The sequence below is a fragment of the Chryseobacterium sp. KMC2 genome, assembly GCF_016756935.1.
Taxonomy (GTDB): Bacteria; Bacteroidota; Bacteroidia; order Flavobacteriales; family Weeksellaceae; genus Chryseobacterium; species Chryseobacterium rhizosphaerae.
Window position 1 is genome coordinate 35763 of sequence record NZ_JAESIT010000004.1, and the last position, 17340, is coordinate 53102.

The following is a 17340-nucleotide window of genomic DNA, read 5'->3' on the forward strand; positions in this document are numbered from 1 at the left end:
AAAAGGACAGTCCTCGGCAAGATATTCATCGCCAGATGGGTAACGAAGATAGAATTTTAAAGTCTATAGTATTTTTACCTCCCATTTTTGATTTTATTCTCTATATTTTCTTATATTTACCTACCAACTAGTAGGTAGATGAAAACAAAAGATTTAATAATAGCCGTTAGCTCTGAATTATTAACTGAAAAGGGATATAACGCTTTCAGCTATGCAGACATTTCAGATCGGATTAAGATTAAAAAAGCTTCGATACATTATTATTTCCCAACAAAAACGGATTTAGGTATTGCGATCATTGAGAATCACAAAACGAAAATTGAAAGTCTGCATAGTAAACAGGCTGATTTAACCGCATTTGAAAGACTACATCAACTGGGGCAATACTACATTCATCTAATCAATGAAAACAAAATATGCCTGATAGGAACTTTAGCCAGTGACGGAAATACCATAGAACCTGCCCTGAAAGAAAAGAGTATGGAATTTTGTCAGACTATTCTGCAACACACCATTGAAATTCTGAATACCGGAATTGATGACCATCAATTTAAGTTCATCGAAAATACTGAAAATAAAGCAATTGAGATCTTAAGTTCATTGATGGGACTGGCCCAGATAGGCCGTATTTATCCCAAAGAAAAAGTAATAGAAGTGATACAAGGAATCGTGAACCAGCTAAAATAAATACTATGACATTTTATCAAACATTGTCTGTAATCGGAAAAAAATATGTGGGAATGAGCAGAATGTTCAAATGGGGATTTAATCTTTCTCCCATGTACAGCAGGACAACCGCAAAAATCAGCTACGCTTCCAAAGACCTGCATCATATAAAGATAAGGCTGCCTCTCAGCTATAAAAATAAAAATTATGTGGGAACTATTTTCGGAGGCAGTATGTCTTCGGCCACAGATCCTATATTTATGGTACAGCTCACCCATCTTCTCGGAAATAAATATGTGGTATGGGATAAAGCGGCAACCATCCGTTTCAAACGCCCCGGCAATGTAACACTTTATGCTGATTTTGATTTTTCAGACGAAGAAATAACCGAAATTAAAAACCGTGTTGCCACCGAAAATGAGATTGAAATTGTAAAGCAAACCTTTCTAACCAACGAAGATAAATCGACCATTTTTTGTGAAGTGGACAAAACCATTTACATCGCAGATAAAGCGTTTTACAAAAAGAAACTCGAGTTCAAAAGGAAAAATCAATAATAATCAATATCTATTCATCATCCTGTCAGGTATTATGAAAACTCCCATTATTAATTTTTGACCGACTGCTTGAACTCCAAGGGGGAGAAATCTGGTTTTCGCTTCATTCCTGAAAATCTACAGACGGATTCTACTCCTCCTTCTCTTCTCTATCCAATACAGATCATTCAACAGCTTCAATATTAGTCAATACTTAAGACAAATGAACTACTTTTTATTTTCTTTGATTCTTTTTGCCCAACTCTGGTAGATAGGATACCAGACCCGGTCTCCATTAGAGCCATTGCAGAGTATTACAATACCACTCTTTGTGGGAAGGTGCATAAACACACCGGCACTCCAGCCTTCATTCTCTCCGGTATGTCCAATTGTTTCTAGCCCTTCATAATTCATAAACCGATAGCCGAGGCCACTTTTTCCCTGATCAGAAAAGGGTAAAATCTGTTTCTCCATTACCTGCAGGTTTGTGGATTTCAAAACTTTATTCAATTGACTTGGATCAGAGGTTATAGATAGCTCTGCAAAATGAGCCAGGTCTAAAACTGTTGTTTGTAACCCTGCTGCTGCCTGTTCTGTAAATATCCTGTTCTTTATGGGTTTCCCTGAAGCGTCATAAGCCGTTGCAGAATTTGCCATCATATCTTCTGTCCATTCATAATGGGTATGATTCAATCCTAAAGGTTCAAAAACATTTTTTTTCATATAGACCGCGAACTTTTCTTTCGTTCTTTCTTCAAGCAGTAACTGCGCAAGTGTATAGCCACCCCCTGAATATTCCCATTTCGTTCCCGGCTCGCTGATCAGGCGTACACTTTCCCCATTTCTTTTGGTCTTTCCTGAAAGCGACTCTTCTAAGCTTAACAACGGAGTTCCCTGCTCTGAGCCTCCATATCCGTGCACCGAAAGTCCGGCTGTATGGCTGAGAATACGCCGCAAAGTAACTTTTGATCTATCATATGGAGATGCGGGTAACTTCCAGCGTACCAGGAACTGATCAACCGGATCATCCAGTTTTACAAGCCCTTTTTCCGTCAGCTGTATCAATCCCCATGCAGATACCATTTTGGATACAGAACCCACATTAAAAATGGTTTCCGGAGTGACTGGTTTTTTACTTTCGACATCAGCAAACCCAATAGATTGTGTCCAGGCAACTTTTCCATGTTGGATAACCGCTATAGCTACCCCGGGAACATGATTATTTTTGGTAGCTTCCATACCTACACGCTGGATTTCCATATAGAGAGAATCTGTTTGGGAAACCATATTTTCTGTATTTCCACGTTCAACCCCCTGTTTTGTGGCTGAACAGGAAAAAAGAAGTGCGGTAAAAGAAAAAGCAACGAGTCCCTGTATCCTGTTTTTGATCATTTTTCTATGTATTTGTAATACCTGCCGTTTCAGCATACGGCAAACCATAATGAAACGTAAGGCCAATTTCTACTATTTTTCCAACCCCCAATCCTGGCTAATCTGACTGCGAGCTTCCCAGTATGTCTTTGTAAATATTTCCGGATTAGTTTTAGCTTCCAGGAGTAATAAAATTCTTTTGAATTGAGGTTCAAGGTAAAAACTTTTGTTCAATTTCAGCTGTCCGCCGGCATAATAAATCGTAGCTGTCGGTGTTTTATATTTTCCTAGCCTCATCATGTCAACCTTCGTAATAGCATTCCAGGAAATAAAATGCCTCTTAAAACCACCAACAAGATGTATTTCATCATTTGAAATAATCAGTTTTTGACGGGTATATACAAACATGGAAACGAAAATGAAGAAAATCAGGGGAGCTAAAAAAAGCAGCCACCCTGCCTCTTTTATCATGAGAACATTAATACCTAATGCAAATACCAAAATACTTAGTATACGATAGGTTATTTTCTGCCATTTTGGTGCTGAAAATACTTCCTCAGTTAATAGTTCTCCCATACTGTAAATATATGATTTTCTGCAACAAACAATATACTCCTCACGGATGCGATCATGCGTTACCATATGAACTGGTTTCATGGATCAGCTCTCTGCTATAATAAAGCAAAAAGACAGCCTTATAGGGCTGCCTTTTTATCTATTTCAATAGGATTCATCTCTTAAATACCAAAGTTGTTAGCCTTGTCTCACAAGTTTATTTTCTGCAAATGGAACCACGACCAACGGATATTGCTCCGCTTCGATATGGCTTTTATCCAATCCAAAATTAATATAGTCTTTTACGGATAGATACCGCAGATTATAATATCCCTTCATGATAAAATTTTTCCAAAATGGCATTCTGTTATCATAAGAAAGGAAGCTATCCATGATCATAAATTTAAAATCACCAATTTTATTCTGCTGATAGGCCTGCTCTAAAGAATCTTCAACATCTACCTCGTTATTTCCGATCATATCATTCACTACCTGCTTGAAATAATACCCTATCCGGGGATCCTCGCGGAAGCCCAGATCGAATTGAATATAATACACGTCATTTCTGATAATGGTATCTACGGAATACCTCTGTGCATAAGGCTCATCCAAAATATTGACATGCACAAACCAGTAGATATCAGCACGCTTTGGAAGACCAAATTTTAAAATCGAATCCATGACAGTTTTTTCAATTTTCTTTTCTGAATCCGAAGTGGTGAGATAGACCAGGTTGGTTGCATATTTCGGAATTTTTTCATCCGTACTTAGTTTAGTCAATAATGAAAGATAATCGGAGAGTTTTACAAATGACTGAATCTCCGATTTGATCTGTCTGCCCCTCCACCAGATATACATCACGGCAAACAGCGAAAAACCAAGGATCAGGGTGATCCATCCTCCATCTTTAACTTTCTGTAGGTTAGCCCCTAAAAAGCTCAACTCAATAGCTAAAAACACACTTGTGATCAGAAGGTTAAAAACAAACGGAACTCTTTTAATACGAAGGTAAGCATTGATCAGAATAGTACTCATCAGCATCGTAAGCGTCACACTGAGTCCAAATGCAGCTTCCATTTTAGTACTTTCTTTAAAATACAGGACCATGCCCACACATCCGCACATCAGAAACCAGTTGATCGCAGGAATATAGAGCTGCCCCTTGACATTGCTGGGAAACAGCACCAAATGTTTTGGCCATATATTAAGCCGTATGGCTTCGTTGATCAGCGTAAAACAACCACTGATCAATGCCTGGGAAGCGATAATCGTTGCCAAGGTTGCAATGCATAAAGCCAGCCAGAAAATTGATTTCGGAACAATATGATAGAAAGGACTTAAGCTACCTACCTCCTCTCCTACATGATTGAGAAGCCAGGTGGTCTGCCCGGCATAACAGAGTATCAATGCAATTTTTATAAAGATCCAGGTGAACCTGATATTATTTCTGCCACAGTGCCCCATGTCGCTATATAAAGCTTCAGCCCCTGTTGTACACAGAAATATACTGCCCAACAGCCAAAATCCTTTTGGCTCATTTACCAGCATTTGATAGGCATAATAAGGATTTAAGGCTCTAAAGACCTCCCAGTTGCTGCCTATGGCCATCACTCCTATTATCCCGATGAATCCAAACCAGATAATCATCGCAGGGCCAAAAACCTTGCCTATTTTATCGGTCCCGAACTGCTGAAAAATAAACAGCAGTATCAGAATTCCAACAATAACCGGAACTGTATTAAAACCGGGAATTACAGCCTGAACACCTTCTACAGCGGAAGACACCGAAATGGGTGGAGTAATAATACCGTCAGCCATTAAAAATGCACCACCCGCCATGGCAATAAAAACGAGCCATTTGCCACTGTATCGCCGCACTAAGGCATAAAGAGAGAAAATTCCTCCCTCACCATTATTGTCAGCCTGCAAGGTAATGAGTACATATTTGATGGTTGTCTGGAAAACCAGCGTCCAGAAAATACAGCTTAAGCTGCCAAGGGCAATCGCTTCGGTAATAAGCTTATGATGAAAAACGGCATTGAGTGTATAGAGTGGAGATGTACCAATATCACCAAATACAATTCCTATAGCGATCAATGATCCTGCAAGGGTAATCCTCTTATGAAAATCTGAGGTGTGCTGTCCGGACATAATTAGTTTTTACTGCAAATTAAACCAATTTTTGCAATGAAATGAGAATTGGGAATATTTTTTCAGAGACTTGCAGCTATTGTAACATAACCCCTTGATAATGAACCAATTTAATGCCGATCACTACTTTTCAGCAGCCTACGGTCCTACCAATTTATTATTAGATTAATATTTGATTAAGGGCACTTTTAAAGCATCCTAAAATAAACTCTGTGTAATATAATTGGGCATCCAAACCCTGGGTTTTCTGATGAAGTTCTATGCGTTTGGAAAGTATAGTCTCCCCTTTATAACTAAATGAACAAAATGAAAAAACTTTAAATCCTGAATTCCTCACAGATGCGGCATATCCTGTAGATGCAATTCCCCAATCCGTTTCAAATAAGGCAGCTCCTTTTATAGCCATTATATCCGCCATGTTTTGAGTTTCAAAATCATTTTCCTGAGCTTCAATTCGATTAATATTTAAGAATTTGACTTTTTCAGGTAAGGTAAATGTTGTGATCCCTCCTTTGTAAAATAAACTTGCGTTGGGCATTTGAGAAAAAGCCAGCTGTATTAATCCTGAAGTTACACTTTCTACAATAGAAACGGTTTCGTTCACTGTAATGAGCGAAGTACTGATATAGTCAAGTAAGTTTTGCTGGAATTTCATGATACCTATTATTTAATGTTGATCTAAAAAACTTGTAAAATCTATTTATTCCATTGAAATGCATTCTCAAAGAACATCATAATCATCCAATGCTGTAACAAAATAATGTTCAATGGTCTCTTTAGCATTTTTGCACATCTCTAAAAGATCACCTCTTGAGGTATCTTCAAAAACAAAGTCATCATGAATATCAATGATGAACTCAGTCACCTTTTCTGTATTGATCAGGTCATAGGTCATTAAATCATTTAAGCTATCCAGTCGGTGTTCTTCATTAAAAAATGGAATTTTACGGGAAATGGAATTTTTAAACTGAAAGAGATGTATTGTTTTCATGACTTTGGCATTGGGATTAATGGAAACCGATTTTATATATAAAACCGGGCCTTGCTGTTTCCTATATGAATGATCTTTCAAATAGGAGTATTATTTGGATATTCTCTATGTGAAATTTATGGTCAATCAATCAGTTTTTCAGCTACATTATGGATAAAAAGGACAGAGACCAATGGGTTTCTATCCTATAATTAAAACCTTCTGAAAACAGATCTACTATTTTTTCAGATTTTAATAAGCTCATTATGAAAATTGAATGTTTTTTAAGGATTTTAACCCCTTTTTCATGGTTTATATTGGGTCTTTTCTAATTTCCCGGTATATGTTTATTCAACTGTCAGACGTTATTATATTCTCAGACTGTTCTTCAAATCCTCACAGTCTTTGTTTTATCATATTAATCGATTATTATAGACACTGTATTCTTTAATATACAAGAATACTACGATACAAAGATGGGTGTTTCAGAATAGGTTACGCTACATATATTTATAATAATCTTGCATATATCACACCTTTTTACAAATCTTCTAAATTTCCAAGACGTTTTTTCTTCAACTGTTTATAGAATGAAGGGGAAAGTCCGGTGATTTTCTTAAACTGGTTAGAAAGATGCGCAACACTGCTGTAGTTAAGCTTATAGGAAATCTCTGTAAGATTGAGCTCATCGTATAGTAGTAATTCTTTTACCTTTTCTACTTTATTGATTATAATAAAATGCTGCAGGGTCATTCCTTTCACTTCAGAAAATGTATTGGCAAGGTAGGTATAGTCGTACCCAAGCTTTTCACTCACATAGTCTGAGAAATTTTCTTTGGGAAGAGCATCAGAATAATGAATCATTTCCGTTACTACATTCTTTATTTTTTCTATCAGAATACTTTTTTTGTCATCCAATATTTCAAGCCCTGTTTTGAGCAGATTTTCTTTCAATACACGCCTTTGTTCGGCACTGATATCATTTAATAATTCTACTGTACCCAGATCTACGACAGCCCCTTTAATCCCCAGTCTTTCCAGTTCCTGATGGACAACCATTTTGCAGCGTAGGCTTACCATATATTTTATGTATAACTTCATGATCCTTACTGTTTACAGCTTGTTAATCATCATCATCTTAACAGTCATTCACTCAAAGTTACTCCATTAAATCAGAATACCTATGATTTATATAACAAATTGAAAGACTATTACAACGCTTTCCTTCTTTAATGACTGAAATTTACATATACTCAAAAACAGGGACAATGTCAAAAGAAACGAAATCCAGCAAAACACGTCCTTCAAAATCAATAAAAGAGAAACGGGAATTTAAAATAAACCCAATACAGATGCTTATTAAGGCACTACTGTAATGAAAAGGTAAATTAAAAATATAGCAATAAGCACCACTCCCTGCATAATATTGGTTCTGCCTGTTGCCAGTGAAACGGTAATAATAAAAAGAGAGAGCCCCAAAAGTATCGTTGATTTAATGTCTATTCCTAATGTCATTCTTATACCGGTTATGACAGATATAATGGCAATGGCTGGAATACTTAACCCAATACTTGCTAAAGCAGACCCGAAAGCCAGGTTTAGTGAGGTTTGGATCTCATCACTTTTTGCAGCTCTCAATGCAGCGAGCCCCTCAGGAAGAAGAACTATACCGGCAATGATGATTCCTACCAGAGATCTGGGAGCTCCCGCTGAAACCACTATATTTTCAACATCTTTTGAAAGAAGCTTTGCCAGGAAAACGACCACTCCCAAGCTTAAGAGCAGCAGTACCCCACTGATATACAGCTCTTTTTTGGAAGATTTTTCCTGATGATCTTTTGCTGATATGTTTTCCTGCAGCTTATTTTGCGGGGAAATAAAAAAGTTCCGGTGTCTCATCGTCTGAATCATGGTAAACCCCAGATATAACCCCAAACAAATCAAGGCTATAAAAAGTAACTGAAAGGAGGTATATTCGCCACCGAGATGACTTACCGTATAATTGGGCAAGATAAGAACAAAAATAATTACGGCAGTAAGAGTGATCAATGCTGTACTTACTCCCTGCAGAGTAAAGCTTTGTTCCCTGTATCTTAAAGAGCCTATCACAATGCAGCTCCCGATAATCCCGTTCAGGATAATCATCACGGCTGCAAAAACGGTATCCCGGGCAAGGGTGATGGTCTCCAGCCCTTTGGCTCCCAGCATTATGGAAATAATCAACCCGACTTCTATTACCGTAATGGCAAATGCCAAAAGTAAAGTTCCAAAAGGCTCACCCAGACGATGGGCAATGACTTCAGAATGGTACACTGCCGCAAGGACACTTCCCATAAGAAATAAGGCAAGGAGTATAGAATAATAACCTGAGGAAAAAACAGCACTTCCAAAATAAAAGAGCCAGGCTAAAATGGGAACCAAAAATGTCCACATCCATAAATATTTTTTTTTCTTCATAAAAAACAGTACTAATTTTTTTTAATGATTGACTCCCCCTTTGGAGAGACTCAGCAGGATTATATTTTCTTTTTGAAAAGGGCTTGGGATTATAGATTTGAAATGTGTGAGATGCCCAATTGAAAATTAAATGATATAAAAAAGTAATAGCCCAGAACTTAAATTGGCAATCCAACGTAATATTGCGCTAAGATACAAATTATCAAGCATTTATTAAAATAATACCCGTATCAATGCAATTCTAAAAAGCCACAGGACTTTCCTCTCTTTACAGGTAATTTTTTCCTCAATTATGGAAAACAACATAGAAGCTTTGCAATATGTGTGATATATGCAACATTAAAACAACAATCTACAATACAATGAATTACAAAAAAACCAACTTTGTATAGTAACAATGATGTTATACCAAAATCCACATTATGGACACAAACCACGACAAAGACAACGAATTTTCTAAAACTCCGGGAGACTGGATTGCACAGTCTAAACAGCTGAAAGAAAAATTCTCTACATTAACAGACCATGATTTAAAGCTTGAAAAAGGGAAGGAAAAGGAAATGCTTGAAAGAATTGGTAACAGATTGAGAAAAAATCGTGAAGAGGTTATGAATATTATAAAAGAACTAAATCTTTCATAATTCTTTCCAAATAGCAATTAAAACCTATGCATAGAGTTATATCTTTCAGAGAGTTTTGATTAAAAGGGGGATAGAAAGTTAGGAGGTTCTATCCCTTTTTATGTACAGTACACCATACATTTTACTTTCAAAACTAACCGTGATGAATCATAAAGAACTTGAGAAATCAAAAATACATGCGACCAGCCAGATTGTAGGCTACCTTTCCAATTCTGTACTCAGCAGAACAATAATAGAAAAAATAACCGGCAATATCAGTGCTATATCATTTGATGACGGAGAAGGGCTGCCGGAAAAGACATCCCCTTTTGATACTTTTATACAGATTATTGAAGGGAAAGCAGAAATAATAATTGACGGAAATCCTTATTTTTTGGAAGAAGGTGAATGCATTACCATCCCTGCCCATCAATCGAATGCTATCAAAGGAAATAAACGCTTTAAAATGATTCTAACAATAATAAAAAGCGGCTATGAATAAAATAGATAAGAGATCCAGCTTAACAAAAGAGATCTTTAAAACTACTGTGGAAATTCAGAAAAAATTTCCAGAACTGTATGAGCTTTTAGATGAGACCCCTCTGTTTTTTTCTTTTACAGAAAAAAATATCACCATTACAGATTTGAGGCAATACCTCGTATCATTAATAATGCAGCAAAAATCCTTTGAAAAAAGCATTGGTACAATAAGACATTAATGTATAATTTCCAAATAGGATTCTCATGAAAAAATTATTCAGGCATCCAAAAAATAAGTTGGGTCTAAGAAATAAAAAGAACCTTTCAGACAGAACGTACTATTCTCAGTTTGTTGCTTTATTTTATATCAGAAATATTAATAGTACCCTAAGTAATGATATCACGGAAATTCTTCGGATGTTAGAAGAATTACAGCATCTGAATAACAAATCCAGGTTAGTATTCAGTACTCACTGTGCCTTAAGCAAGCATAATATGTGGCAATCTATTTTAGCCTATATAAGTGATAGTTTAGGCTATATCAGGTTTCAGTTTGAATATGTAAAAGAGAATATTACACAAAAAAATAAATTTAATTCCCTTCTGTTCTGGCAACAAAACAAAATCTATATTGAAGACTTAACTGAAAATCATGAAAAAATGGTACAGCTTGGCATTCAAATTTTGCCGGAAGCAGAAAGGTTATCCTGGAAAACAACCGTATGTAATTTTTATGACAAAATCTTTTCTTTAATCGTTCCTCTTATCAACATATGTAGGCTTGAATCAGACTTTGTTGAAAAATTTACCCCTAAAATTCTCAATACAATCACCCTGGATATTATTAAAAATATTCCTAAAAACTATACTTTAAAAGAGGCTACAGATTACCAGCAAGAGTATTTAAAAGCATTAACAAACTATAACAATGAACTGAATGGAAAAAATAATCTTTGGGACACTTTATTAAACCTGCTTTCAGGTGGTGTACATCAATCCCCCTCCGAACGGGTCATGCTTAAAAGATGGATCAATGGAAAGGATGAGAGATAGCTTCCGGTATGGAATCATCTGTAATTCCGGATTGATACTGCTGTACTCTAAGAAAAACAAAGGATCTATCAGGAAAAATGGTAAAGGAAAATAACATCTCCCGTATAGGCCGGTTTTCGCTGGTCTCTGATTAATAACTTAGCTTCAACCAATACTTTTACAGTTCCTTTAAGATTGGTTACTGATTTTACCGTAGCTTGCAACTGAACGTCGCTGTTGACCGGAACTGCCTGTCCAAATTTAAAATTCTCAATCCCGTAATTGATTTCCATGGTTACATTTCTTACATCGGCAATTTGCTTCCAGAGATAGGGAATCAAGGATAAAGTGAGGTAGCCATGAGCGATAGTCGATTTAAAAGGGCCTTCATTTTTTGCCTTTTCTTTATCAACATGAATCCATTGATAATCTAAGGTGGCCTCTGCAAATTTGTCGATCTGGTCCTGGTCTATCGTATGCCAGCCGGAAACTCCAATCATCTGACCTTCATACGCCTTATATTCATTATAACTGTTGATCGTAACCATATTCTTCTGTTGACCCGATGAGGTCTGTCTATTGGGTGAGCATTTGCATTTGTTATTTCCATTGGTATAATAACTTTGTTTCAAACCAATGTATATACATTAAGTATTCAAATATCAGTCCGAATTTGTGACGACCATATTAAATCTACTTATTCTCATTCCATCAAATCTTTAAAAAACCTCTTACATGAAGTAAGAGGTTAATGAACATAATGTAACTTACATTAACGTTCTTTCAAACAATATTCCAGATACTAAAAGTGAATGGATTTTGCATCTGTAAAAAATCAGACTGCTGGTATGCAGCACAGAATTTTCACATCTGCAAACAGGATTTAATTATGCTAATTTTACATTAACAGCGTTTAAACCTTTATCACTTTTTTGTACTTCAAAAACTACTTTATCATTTTCACGGATCATTTTTGTGTTTAATCCTGAAGAATGTACGAATATGTCTTTACTCCCGTCTGCTGGAGAAATAAACCCGAAGCCTTTTGCTTCATTGAAAAATTTTACGGTGCCTTCTTGCATTGTAATTATTATTAAAAATTGTATGTATTTTGATCTGTAAACTCTACAGATTTATTTATAAAATAGTGGTGATCCATCAGCAAATCATTTTTTTTTTACTCTCTTTCTCTAGAAAGAAAACTGAAGGATCCATAGTTTGTGATAGCGGATATGTAGCGTTTCCTGTAACTTCTACAGGGTTATTCAGGATGGTTTCCGCAAATTTCCGTACGTTTAGCGGTAGGGTTGCCGAAAAGAACAGGGTCTGCTTCTTCGGAGAAACCAGCTTCAGAATCTTTTTTAAATCACTGACCAACCCCATGTCAAGCATTCTGTCTGTTTCATCCAACACAAGAATCTCAATTTTAGAGAGATCAATATGTCTTTGATTCACTAAATCCAAAAGCCTTCCGGGTGTAGCAACCAGAATATCCACTCTTTTTCTGAGTGCTGCGAGTTGGCTTCCGGCTAAAACACCGCCATAAATAGAAAGTTGGGATAATGGTAAATACTTGCTGTATACCCCCAAATTTTCTTCTATCTCTAAGGCCAGTTCGCGGGTCGGGGTAAGTATTAAAGCCCGTATTTCTTTATGTTCAGGGGTATACTTTTTCAGTAACTGCAGAATGGGCATAGCAAAGGTAGCCGTTTTTTCGGCACTCGTTTCTGCACATCCTATAATGTCCCTTCCTGCTAAAATCTGTGGAATGGCAGTATACTGTATTTCAGTAGGCTTTGAGTAGCCAGCTTCTGTAGCAGCGCGGATAATGGGATTGATTAAGTTTAAATTTTTAAAATTCATTATAAATTCCGGATTTCCGGCAGTTTGTAAGCAAATCTGTTTATCAGAATTTGTGTTGATATATTAGGATAAACAAATAAGGAATACTCTTTTTCAGCTTATCATTTTGCTTGCTCAGGCTGTACCAATATTATTAAATAGTACTGATTAACCTGCAATAACGTATCGCTCCTATTTACAATAGGACTTTTATAATCTCTATTTTCCGCAATTGAATGAAGACTATAAATGGTAGCTGAAAAAGCAAAACTGACAGAAAAAATTGTGATTTTAAACTATTACAGAGTAGCAAAGGCAGTGACCTGTTTTATAAACGTTCTGCAAACCTACAATAAAGAAAACAAACAAAATCATATTTAATTAGTTGATTATCAAAAATATATTCGTAATTTATGCACATTAAATGAATTGTTTGCAGGCGCGGATGATTTTAATCTTCCGAAATATGCAAACCCCCTCTCCCATAACAGATCCCCAACGAAAAACTTTACCTTTACAAGCTGCCCCGCACGTAAGAATTGCTTATTTTATTATGGTGCATCACAAGCCTGAAGTATTTAAGGCCATGTTTCAGAAGATTTATACCCGGGATCAGTTTTATCTTATTCATATTGACCGGAAATCTACTCCAAGGTTCACAGAAGAGATCCAGCAGTATGCCGTTCAGTTTCCTAACGTCTATATTTTAGATAGCATGAATATTGTATCGGGAGGTTTCAGCATGATTCAGGCCGAACTCAACGCCATGGAGTTTCTCCTGAATGTCAACCGGGAATGGGATTATTTCATTAACCTAAGCGGTGAAGATTATCCGCTTAAATCTCAAAAAATCATACGCAAGTTTCTGACAGCCAATAAAGGCCGAAATTATCTCTTTTATTATGATCAAAAATTTTACAGACCAGATACCCTGCAGAGAATACAGAATCATTTTACAGAACTGGCCTACGTCATCTCTTCATTCATTTATAAAAGAGAATTTATGAAAGGGGTCACTCCTTATATTGGTGGAAAATGGTTTATGTTTACAAGAGAAACCTGCATATTCCTTACTAACAATAAAAGGGTAATGGACTTTGAAGATTACTATCTTTATACCTTCTTACCTGCTGAATCGTTTTTTCAGACCGTTCTTATGAACACAACATTCAATGATATTATTGTTAATGATGATAAAAGAGCCGTATTTGAGAAATCTATTTTCAAAAACAACCAGGACATCCTGACTTATATTAAAAAACTGGAATCCAGTAACCAGCTTTTCATCAGAAAAATAAATAATAAAACTGATGAAAATATCCTGACTTATATTGAAAACTCTTTTCTTCTTCCTTTACCGGAAATTGATGAAATTGAGAAAGAATTAAAAAGGGATGGTTATCAAAATAACTGATTTCTAATACATCAACTTCTGCTCATAGCCGTCCGATAGTTCTTGGGAGTCATTCCTGTTTGTGATCTGAAAAAGTAAGAGAAATGGGAAAGATTTCGAAATCCAAGTTCATAAGCAATCTCTTTGATCGATTTTCCGGAGCTGTGCAATAATTTCTTTGCTTCTAATAAGACTCTTTCTCTGATAAATTCAAGGGGTGAAATTTTATATTGTTTCCGGCTGATAACCCCAAGATAATTAGGGGTGATACATAGCTCCTGTGCATAGAAAGACACATTTTTCTGTGTTTTATAATACTTCTGAACCAATGAATGAAACCTGAAGGCAAGATTGTCATGGTGATTCAGAACAGATTTACCATATATTTCTTCTACCCATAAATTGATCATGAGCGCTAAAAGCCTTACCCTGGCATTGATAAGTTCCGGAAATATCATCTCGGAATAAATCTCCTTCCGGATAGCACTGAATTCTGCACTCAGTTTATCATACGCTTCATCATTCGGCTCTATCATTTCATATTTGCTATGCAGTGAAAAGGTATGCTTTAAGGTAGGAGAGAATGTTTCAAGAATAGAATCCTGAACAATCAGCCTTCTGCCCGATACATCAGCAGGCAATTTCCAGATATATTCTTTTTGAGGCAGATGTATAAACAATTGCCTGGAATTCAGATCATAGGTATTGATATCTGTAATGCATTCACCATCCCGGCATTCATCTAAAATAACAATGGTAAAGGAGTTTTCCGGAAAATTATTGAGTTCGGAAGAACTTATTTCATCCTGATAAATTACATCGACTTTTGGGGTGCTTTCATGGGGTAATTGGTTTGAAATCCTTTCCTTTTCCATTGCTCATTATTATACCAGCTAAATTATAAAATACTCTATCATATTTTTTCATCAAAACGGAAATTCTTTAGAATTAAATGCCTGAAGCAGACAAACTATCAGAAACAGTGACAAAAGTATTGTTGTTTACTCCTAAATTCAGAATCAGTCCGCTTCATGGAAAACAATCAGTATATTTGTCATAAGACATTTCTATCCCCATGCTGAAAGATAAATTTGGAAGAACAATTAATTACCTCAGACTGGCTGTTGTGGACCGGTGTAATCTACGCTGTACCTACTGTATGCCGGAAAATGGGCTTTCATGGATTAAACAGGAAGAATTGATGACGGATGAAGAAATGCTCAGGATATGTTCTGTTTTTACGGAACTCGGGGTCAATAAAATCCGCATCACCGGAGGAGAGCCTTTTGTGAGAAAAAACAGTATTGATCTCATCGAAAAAATATCGCGCTTGGAAGGTCTTAGCGACCTTAGCCTAACCACTAACGGGCTTCTGACCGAACCGTACATTCCACAGCTCAGGGAGTTTGGAATAAAATCAGTCAATCTTAGTCTGGATACCCTGGATGAAGAACGTTTTTTCAAAATTACCCGCAGAAAGGGCTATCATAAGGTCATCAAAACATTGGAAAGCCTTATCGAACATGATATCAAGGTAAAAATCAATACCGTAGTGATGGAAAATCAAAATATTGAAGATATCATTCCTTTGGTTATGCTTACAAAATCCCTTCCCGTAGATGTCCGTTTTATTGAAGAAATGCCATTTAACGGGAATGATAAAGACATCCTTTTGAACTGGAATCACTCAAAGATCTACCAGCATATCAGGGAGCATTTTCCTGATATTCAAAAACTAGCAGATCCTAAAAGCTCCACATCCTATAATTATAAGATTCCGGGCTTTATGGGTGAAGTTGGAATCATTGCAGCATATACCCGTTCATTTTGTGGAGACTGCAACAGAATACGTATCACCCCAACGGGTATGCTCAGAAGCTGTTTGTATGAAAGCGGCGGAGTTAATTTAAAAGACGAAATACGTGCTGGAAAAACGAATGAGGAACTAAAAAATACAATCATCAATACTATACATCACAAACCCAAAGACGGATGGGAAGCTCAACAATCAGGTTTGAATGCTGCACAGATCCATCAGTCTATGGCAACAATCGGAGGATAAGATGGAAATGATTACCGTACAACAGGCAGAAAATATCATCCTTTCCGAGGCACAGGATTTTGGAAAGGAATTCATTCATTACGACTCAGCATTAGGAAGAGTCCTGGCAGAAGATCTCAAAGCAGACCGGGATCTCCCTCCTTTTGACAGGCCCACTGTGGATGGAATTGCCATCAGCTATCATGCCTACGAAAAAGGAATCCGTTCATTTAAAATTAAAGCGGTACAATCTGCCGGAGAACCTTCTGTTTCTATCCATTCGGAAGAGGATTGTATTGAAATTATGACAGGTGCTGCACTGGACAGTTCTGCGGATACGGTAATCCGTTACGAAGATATTTCAATTGATCATGGAACGGCACATATCAATATTGATATAAAACAAGGGCAAAACATACACCTTAAAGCAAAAGATAAAAAAGCGGGAGAAATACTGGTCAAAGCCGGCCAGATTATCAGTCCTGCCATCATTGGTATCGCTTCTTCTATTGGAAAAACGACTTTATTTGTTAAAAAGCTTCCCAAGATTGCCATCATTTCTACAGGAGATGAAATGGTAAGTGCAGAGTCTGTTCCTACCCCATTTCAGTTGAGGCGCTCCAATGGAGTTTCCATACAGTCTGTATTGAAAAAATATGGGATTCAGGCAGATACCCTTCATGTCAATGATCATTATGAAGAGATCAAAAAAGAACTAGCCCGCTGTATTGAGGAGTATGATGTACTTCTTTTGAGCGGTGGCGTTTCTATGGGAAAATTTGATTATTTACCTGAAGTATGCAGGGAACTGGGAATAGAAAAACGCTTTCACAAAATAAAGCAGAGACCCGGAAAGCCTTTTTGGTTTGGAAGCAAAGATCAGAAACTTGTTTTTGCGTTTCCCGGCAATCCTGTTTCAGTATTTATGTGTCTGCATCGCTATTTCATTCCCTGGCTGGAAAAATCGTTGGAAACACCTCCAACTTCACCTTTATTTGCGGTATTGCAGGATGATATTGACTTTCCATTCGGGCTTCAGTATTTTGCACAGGTAAAGCTCAATATTAACTCCTCAGGACAGCTTACCGCTGAATCCGTTCATACAAACGGCTCCGGTGATTTTTCACACCTCGCCGAAACTGATGCTTTTATAGAACTGCCTTTGGAGCAGAATCATTTTAAAAAAGGAGAGGTATATCCCATATGGAAATATAATTTTTAAAGAT

At 36.7% G+C, this 17340-nt stretch carries 20 protein-coding genes; 9 read left to right on the top strand and 11 right to left on the bottom strand.

Going from position 1 to position 17340, the window contains the following annotated elements; translation table 11 throughout:
• Positions 1–138: 138 nt before the first annotated feature.
• Together JML65_RS05850 and JML65_RS05855 are read left to right on the top strand one after the other, a co-directional pair.
• The gene (locus JML65_RS05850; RefSeq protein ID WP_202270188.1) at positions 139–687 is read left to right on the top strand and encodes a TetR/AcrR family transcriptional regulator; all 549 of its coding nucleotides are present in this window, start codon (positions 139–141) and stop codon (positions 685–687) included.
• 5 nt (positions 688–692) lie between these two features.
• The gene (locus JML65_RS05855) at positions 693–1223 is read left to right on the top strand and encodes a DUF4442 domain-containing protein (protein WP_202270189.1); all 531 of its coding nucleotides are present in this window, start codon (positions 693–695) and stop codon (positions 1221–1223) included.
• A gap of 207 nt (positions 1224–1430) precedes the next feature.
• Here JML65_RS05855 and JML65_RS05860 read toward each other — a convergent pair whose 3' ends face one another.
• From JML65_RS05860 to JML65_RS05890, 7 genes are all read right to left on the bottom strand, one after another.
• The gene (locus JML65_RS05860) at positions 1431–2594 is read right to left on the bottom strand and encodes a serine hydrolase domain-containing protein (protein WP_202270190.1); all 1164 of its coding nucleotides are present in this window, start codon (positions 2592–2594) and stop codon (positions 1431–1433) included.
• Between the two features lie 72 nt (positions 2595–2666).
• Positions 2667–3149 carry a hypothetical protein gene (locus JML65_RS05865; protein WP_202270191.1) on the bottom strand — a complete coding sequence of 161 codons (483 nt, stop codon included), beginning with the start codon at positions 3147–3149 and terminating at the stop codon, positions 2667–2669.
• A 177-nt stretch (positions 3150–3326) separates the two neighbouring features.
• Complete coding sequence (locus tag JML65_RS05870; RefSeq protein ID WP_047486459.1) at positions 3327–5279, bottom strand: KUP/HAK/KT family potassium transporter; 1953 nt, start codon at positions 5277–5279, stop codon at positions 3327–3329.
• A 160-nt stretch (positions 5280–5439) separates the two neighbouring features.
• Complete coding sequence (locus JML65_RS05875) at positions 5440–5934, bottom strand: CinA family protein (protein WP_047486461.1); 495 nt, start codon at positions 5932–5934, stop codon at positions 5440–5442.
• Positions 5935–6000: 66 nt separating this feature from the next.
• Complete coding sequence (locus tag JML65_RS05880) at positions 6001–6270, bottom strand: hypothetical protein (RefSeq protein WP_052188562.1); 270 nt, start codon at positions 6268–6270, stop codon at positions 6001–6003.
• Between the two features lie 519 nt (positions 6271–6789).
• Entirely contained in the window at positions 6790–7350 is a 561-nt protein-coding gene (locus tag JML65_RS05885; protein ID WP_228406264.1) for a helix-turn-helix domain-containing protein, read from the bottom strand.
• A gap of 258 nt (positions 7351–7608) precedes the next feature.
• A complete protein-coding gene (locus tag JML65_RS05890; protein ID WP_115917459.1) occupies positions 7609–8706 on the bottom strand; it encodes a calcium:proton antiporter in 1098 nt (365 codons plus the stop codon).
• Between the two features lie 422 nt (positions 8707–9128).
• Between JML65_RS05890 and JML65_RS05895 the strand changes: the two genes are divergently transcribed.
• From JML65_RS05895 to JML65_RS05910, 4 genes are all read left to right on the top strand, one after another.
• Positions 9129–9347, top strand: a complete 219-nt coding sequence (locus JML65_RS05895; RefSeq protein WP_202270192.1) for a hypothetical protein — start codon at positions 9129–9131, stop codon at positions 9345–9347.
• A gap of 142 nt (positions 9348–9489) precedes the next feature.
• A complete protein-coding gene (locus JML65_RS05900; RefSeq protein ID WP_047486466.1) occupies positions 9490–9828 on the top strand; it encodes a cupin domain-containing protein in 339 nt (112 codons plus the stop codon).
• Positions 9821–10045, top strand: coding sequence for a hypothetical protein (locus JML65_RS05905; RefSeq protein WP_202270193.1), 225 nt, complete (start codon positions 9821–9823; stop codon positions 10043–10045). Before JML65_RS05900 ends, JML65_RS05905 begins: the two co-directional genes overlap by 8 nt.
• A 25-nt stretch (positions 10046–10070) precedes the next feature.
• On the top strand, positions 10071–10859 hold the full coding sequence (locus JML65_RS05910; RefSeq protein WP_202270194.1) for a hypothetical protein: 789 nt from the start codon (positions 10071–10073) through the stop codon (positions 10857–10859).
• Positions 10860–10927: 68 nt separating this feature from the next.
• On the opposite strand, the gene JML65_RS05915 is transcribed toward JML65_RS05910, so the two are convergent.
• The 3 genes from JML65_RS05915 to JML65_RS05925 form a co-directional block, all read right to left on the bottom strand.
• Positions 10928–11470 (bottom strand): MaoC family dehydratase, encoded by a 543-nt coding sequence (locus tag JML65_RS05915; protein ID WP_237390795.1) that lies wholly within the window; start codon positions 11468–11470, stop codon positions 10928–10930.
• A 255-nt stretch (positions 11471–11725) separates the two neighbouring features.
• Positions 11726–11920 (bottom strand): cold-shock protein, encoded by a 195-nt coding sequence (locus JML65_RS05920; RefSeq protein ID WP_047486471.1) that lies wholly within the window; start codon positions 11918–11920, stop codon positions 11726–11728.
• A 76-nt stretch (positions 11921–11996) separates the two neighbouring features.
• Positions 11997–12701 carry a DEAD/DEAH box helicase gene (locus tag JML65_RS05925; protein WP_228450287.1) on the bottom strand — a complete coding sequence of 235 codons (705 nt, stop codon included), beginning with the start codon at positions 12699–12701 and terminating at the stop codon, positions 11997–11999.
• Positions 12702–13146: 445 nt separating this feature from the next.
• Between JML65_RS05925 and JML65_RS05930 the strand changes: the two genes are divergently transcribed.
• On the top strand, positions 13147–14094 hold the full coding sequence (locus tag JML65_RS05930; RefSeq protein WP_047486473.1) for a beta-1,6-N-acetylglucosaminyltransferase: 948 nt from the start codon (positions 13147–13149) through the stop codon (positions 14092–14094).
• Positions 14095–14105: 11 nt separating this feature from the next.
• Here JML65_RS05930 and JML65_RS05935 read toward each other — a convergent pair whose 3' ends face one another.
• Entirely contained in the window at positions 14106–14948 is an 843-nt protein-coding gene (locus JML65_RS05935; protein WP_202270195.1) for a helix-turn-helix domain-containing protein, read from the bottom strand.
• A 200-nt stretch (positions 14949–15148) separates the two neighbouring features.
• On the opposite strand from JML65_RS05935, the gene moaA reads away from it, so the two are divergent.
• Both moaA and JML65_RS05945 read left to right on the top strand, forming a co-directional pair.
• Positions 15149–16135, top strand: a complete 987-nt coding sequence (moaA, locus tag JML65_RS05940) for a GTP 3',8-cyclase MoaA (RefSeq protein ID WP_202270196.1) — start codon at positions 15149–15151, stop codon at positions 16133–16135.
• The gene (locus JML65_RS05945; protein WP_237390796.1) at positions 16092–17336 is read left to right on the top strand and encodes a molybdopterin molybdotransferase MoeA; all 1245 of its coding nucleotides are present in this window, start codon (positions 16092–16094) and stop codon (positions 17334–17336) included. Before moaA ends, JML65_RS05945 begins: the two co-directional genes overlap by 44 nt.
• Positions 17337–17340: the final 4 nt, after the last annotated feature.

Coding starts and splice junctions, on each gene's coding strand:
- JML65_RS05850 (WP_202270188.1), top strand. CDS start 139: ATGAAAACAAAAGATTTAATAATAGCCGTTAGCTCTGAATTATTAACT.
- JML65_RS05855 (WP_202270189.1), top strand. CDS start 693: ATGACATTTTATCAAACATTGTCTGTAATCGGAAAAAAATATGTGGGA.
- JML65_RS05860 (WP_202270190.1), bottom strand. CDS start 2,594: ATGATCAAAAACAGGATACAGGGACTCGTTGCTTTTTCTTTTACCGCA.
- JML65_RS05865 (WP_202270191.1), bottom strand. CDS start 3,149: ATGGGAGAACTATTAACTGAGGAAGTATTTTCAGCACCAAAATGGCAG.
- JML65_RS05870 (WP_047486459.1), bottom strand. CDS start 5,279: ATGTCCGGACAGCACACCTCAGATTTTCATAAGAGGATTACCCTTGCA.
- JML65_RS05875 (WP_047486461.1), bottom strand. CDS start 5,934: ATGAAATTCCAGCAAAACTTACTTGACTATATCAGTACTTCGCTCATT.
- JML65_RS05880 (WP_052188562.1), bottom strand. CDS start 6,270: ATGAAAACAATACATCTCTTTCAGTTTAAAAATTCCATTTCCCGTAAA.
- JML65_RS05885 (WP_228406264.1), bottom strand. CDS start 7,350: ATGAAGTTATACATAAAATATATGGTAAGCCTACGCTGCAAAATGGTT.
- JML65_RS05890 (WP_115917459.1), bottom strand. CDS start 8,706: ATGAAGAAAAAAAAATATTTATGGATGTGGACATTTTTGGTTCCCATT.
- JML65_RS05895 (WP_202270192.1), top strand. CDS start 9,129: ATGGACACAAACCACGACAAAGACAACGAATTTTCTAAAACTCCGGGA.
- JML65_RS05900 (WP_047486466.1), top strand. CDS start 9,490: ATGAATCATAAAGAACTTGAGAAATCAAAAATACATGCGACCAGCCAG.
- JML65_RS05905 (WP_202270193.1), top strand. CDS start 9,821: ATGAATAAAATAGATAAGAGATCCAGCTTAACAAAAGAGATCTTTAAA.
- JML65_RS05910 (WP_202270194.1), top strand. CDS start 10,071: ATGAAAAAATTATTCAGGCATCCAAAAAATAAGTTGGGTCTAAGAAAT.
- JML65_RS05920 (WP_047486471.1), bottom strand. CDS start 11,920: ATGCAAGAAGGCACCGTAAAATTTTTCAATGAAGCAAAAGGCTTCGGG.
- JML65_RS05925 (WP_228450287.1), bottom strand. CDS start 12,701: ATGAATTTTAAAAATTTAAACTTAATCAATCCCATTATCCGCGCTGCT.
- JML65_RS05930 (WP_047486473.1), top strand. CDS start 13,147: ATGCAAACCCCCTCTCCCATAACAGATCCCCAACGAAAAACTTTACCT.
- JML65_RS05935 (WP_202270195.1), bottom strand. CDS start 14,948: ATGGAAAAGGAAAGGATTTCAAACCAATTACCCCATGAAAGCACCCCA.
- moaA (WP_202270196.1), top strand. CDS start 15,149: ATGCTGAAAGATAAATTTGGAAGAACAATTAATTACCTCAGACTGGCT.
- JML65_RS05945 (WP_237390796.1), top strand. CDS start 16,092: ATGCTGCACAGATCCATCAGTCTATGGCAACAATCGGAGGATAAGATG.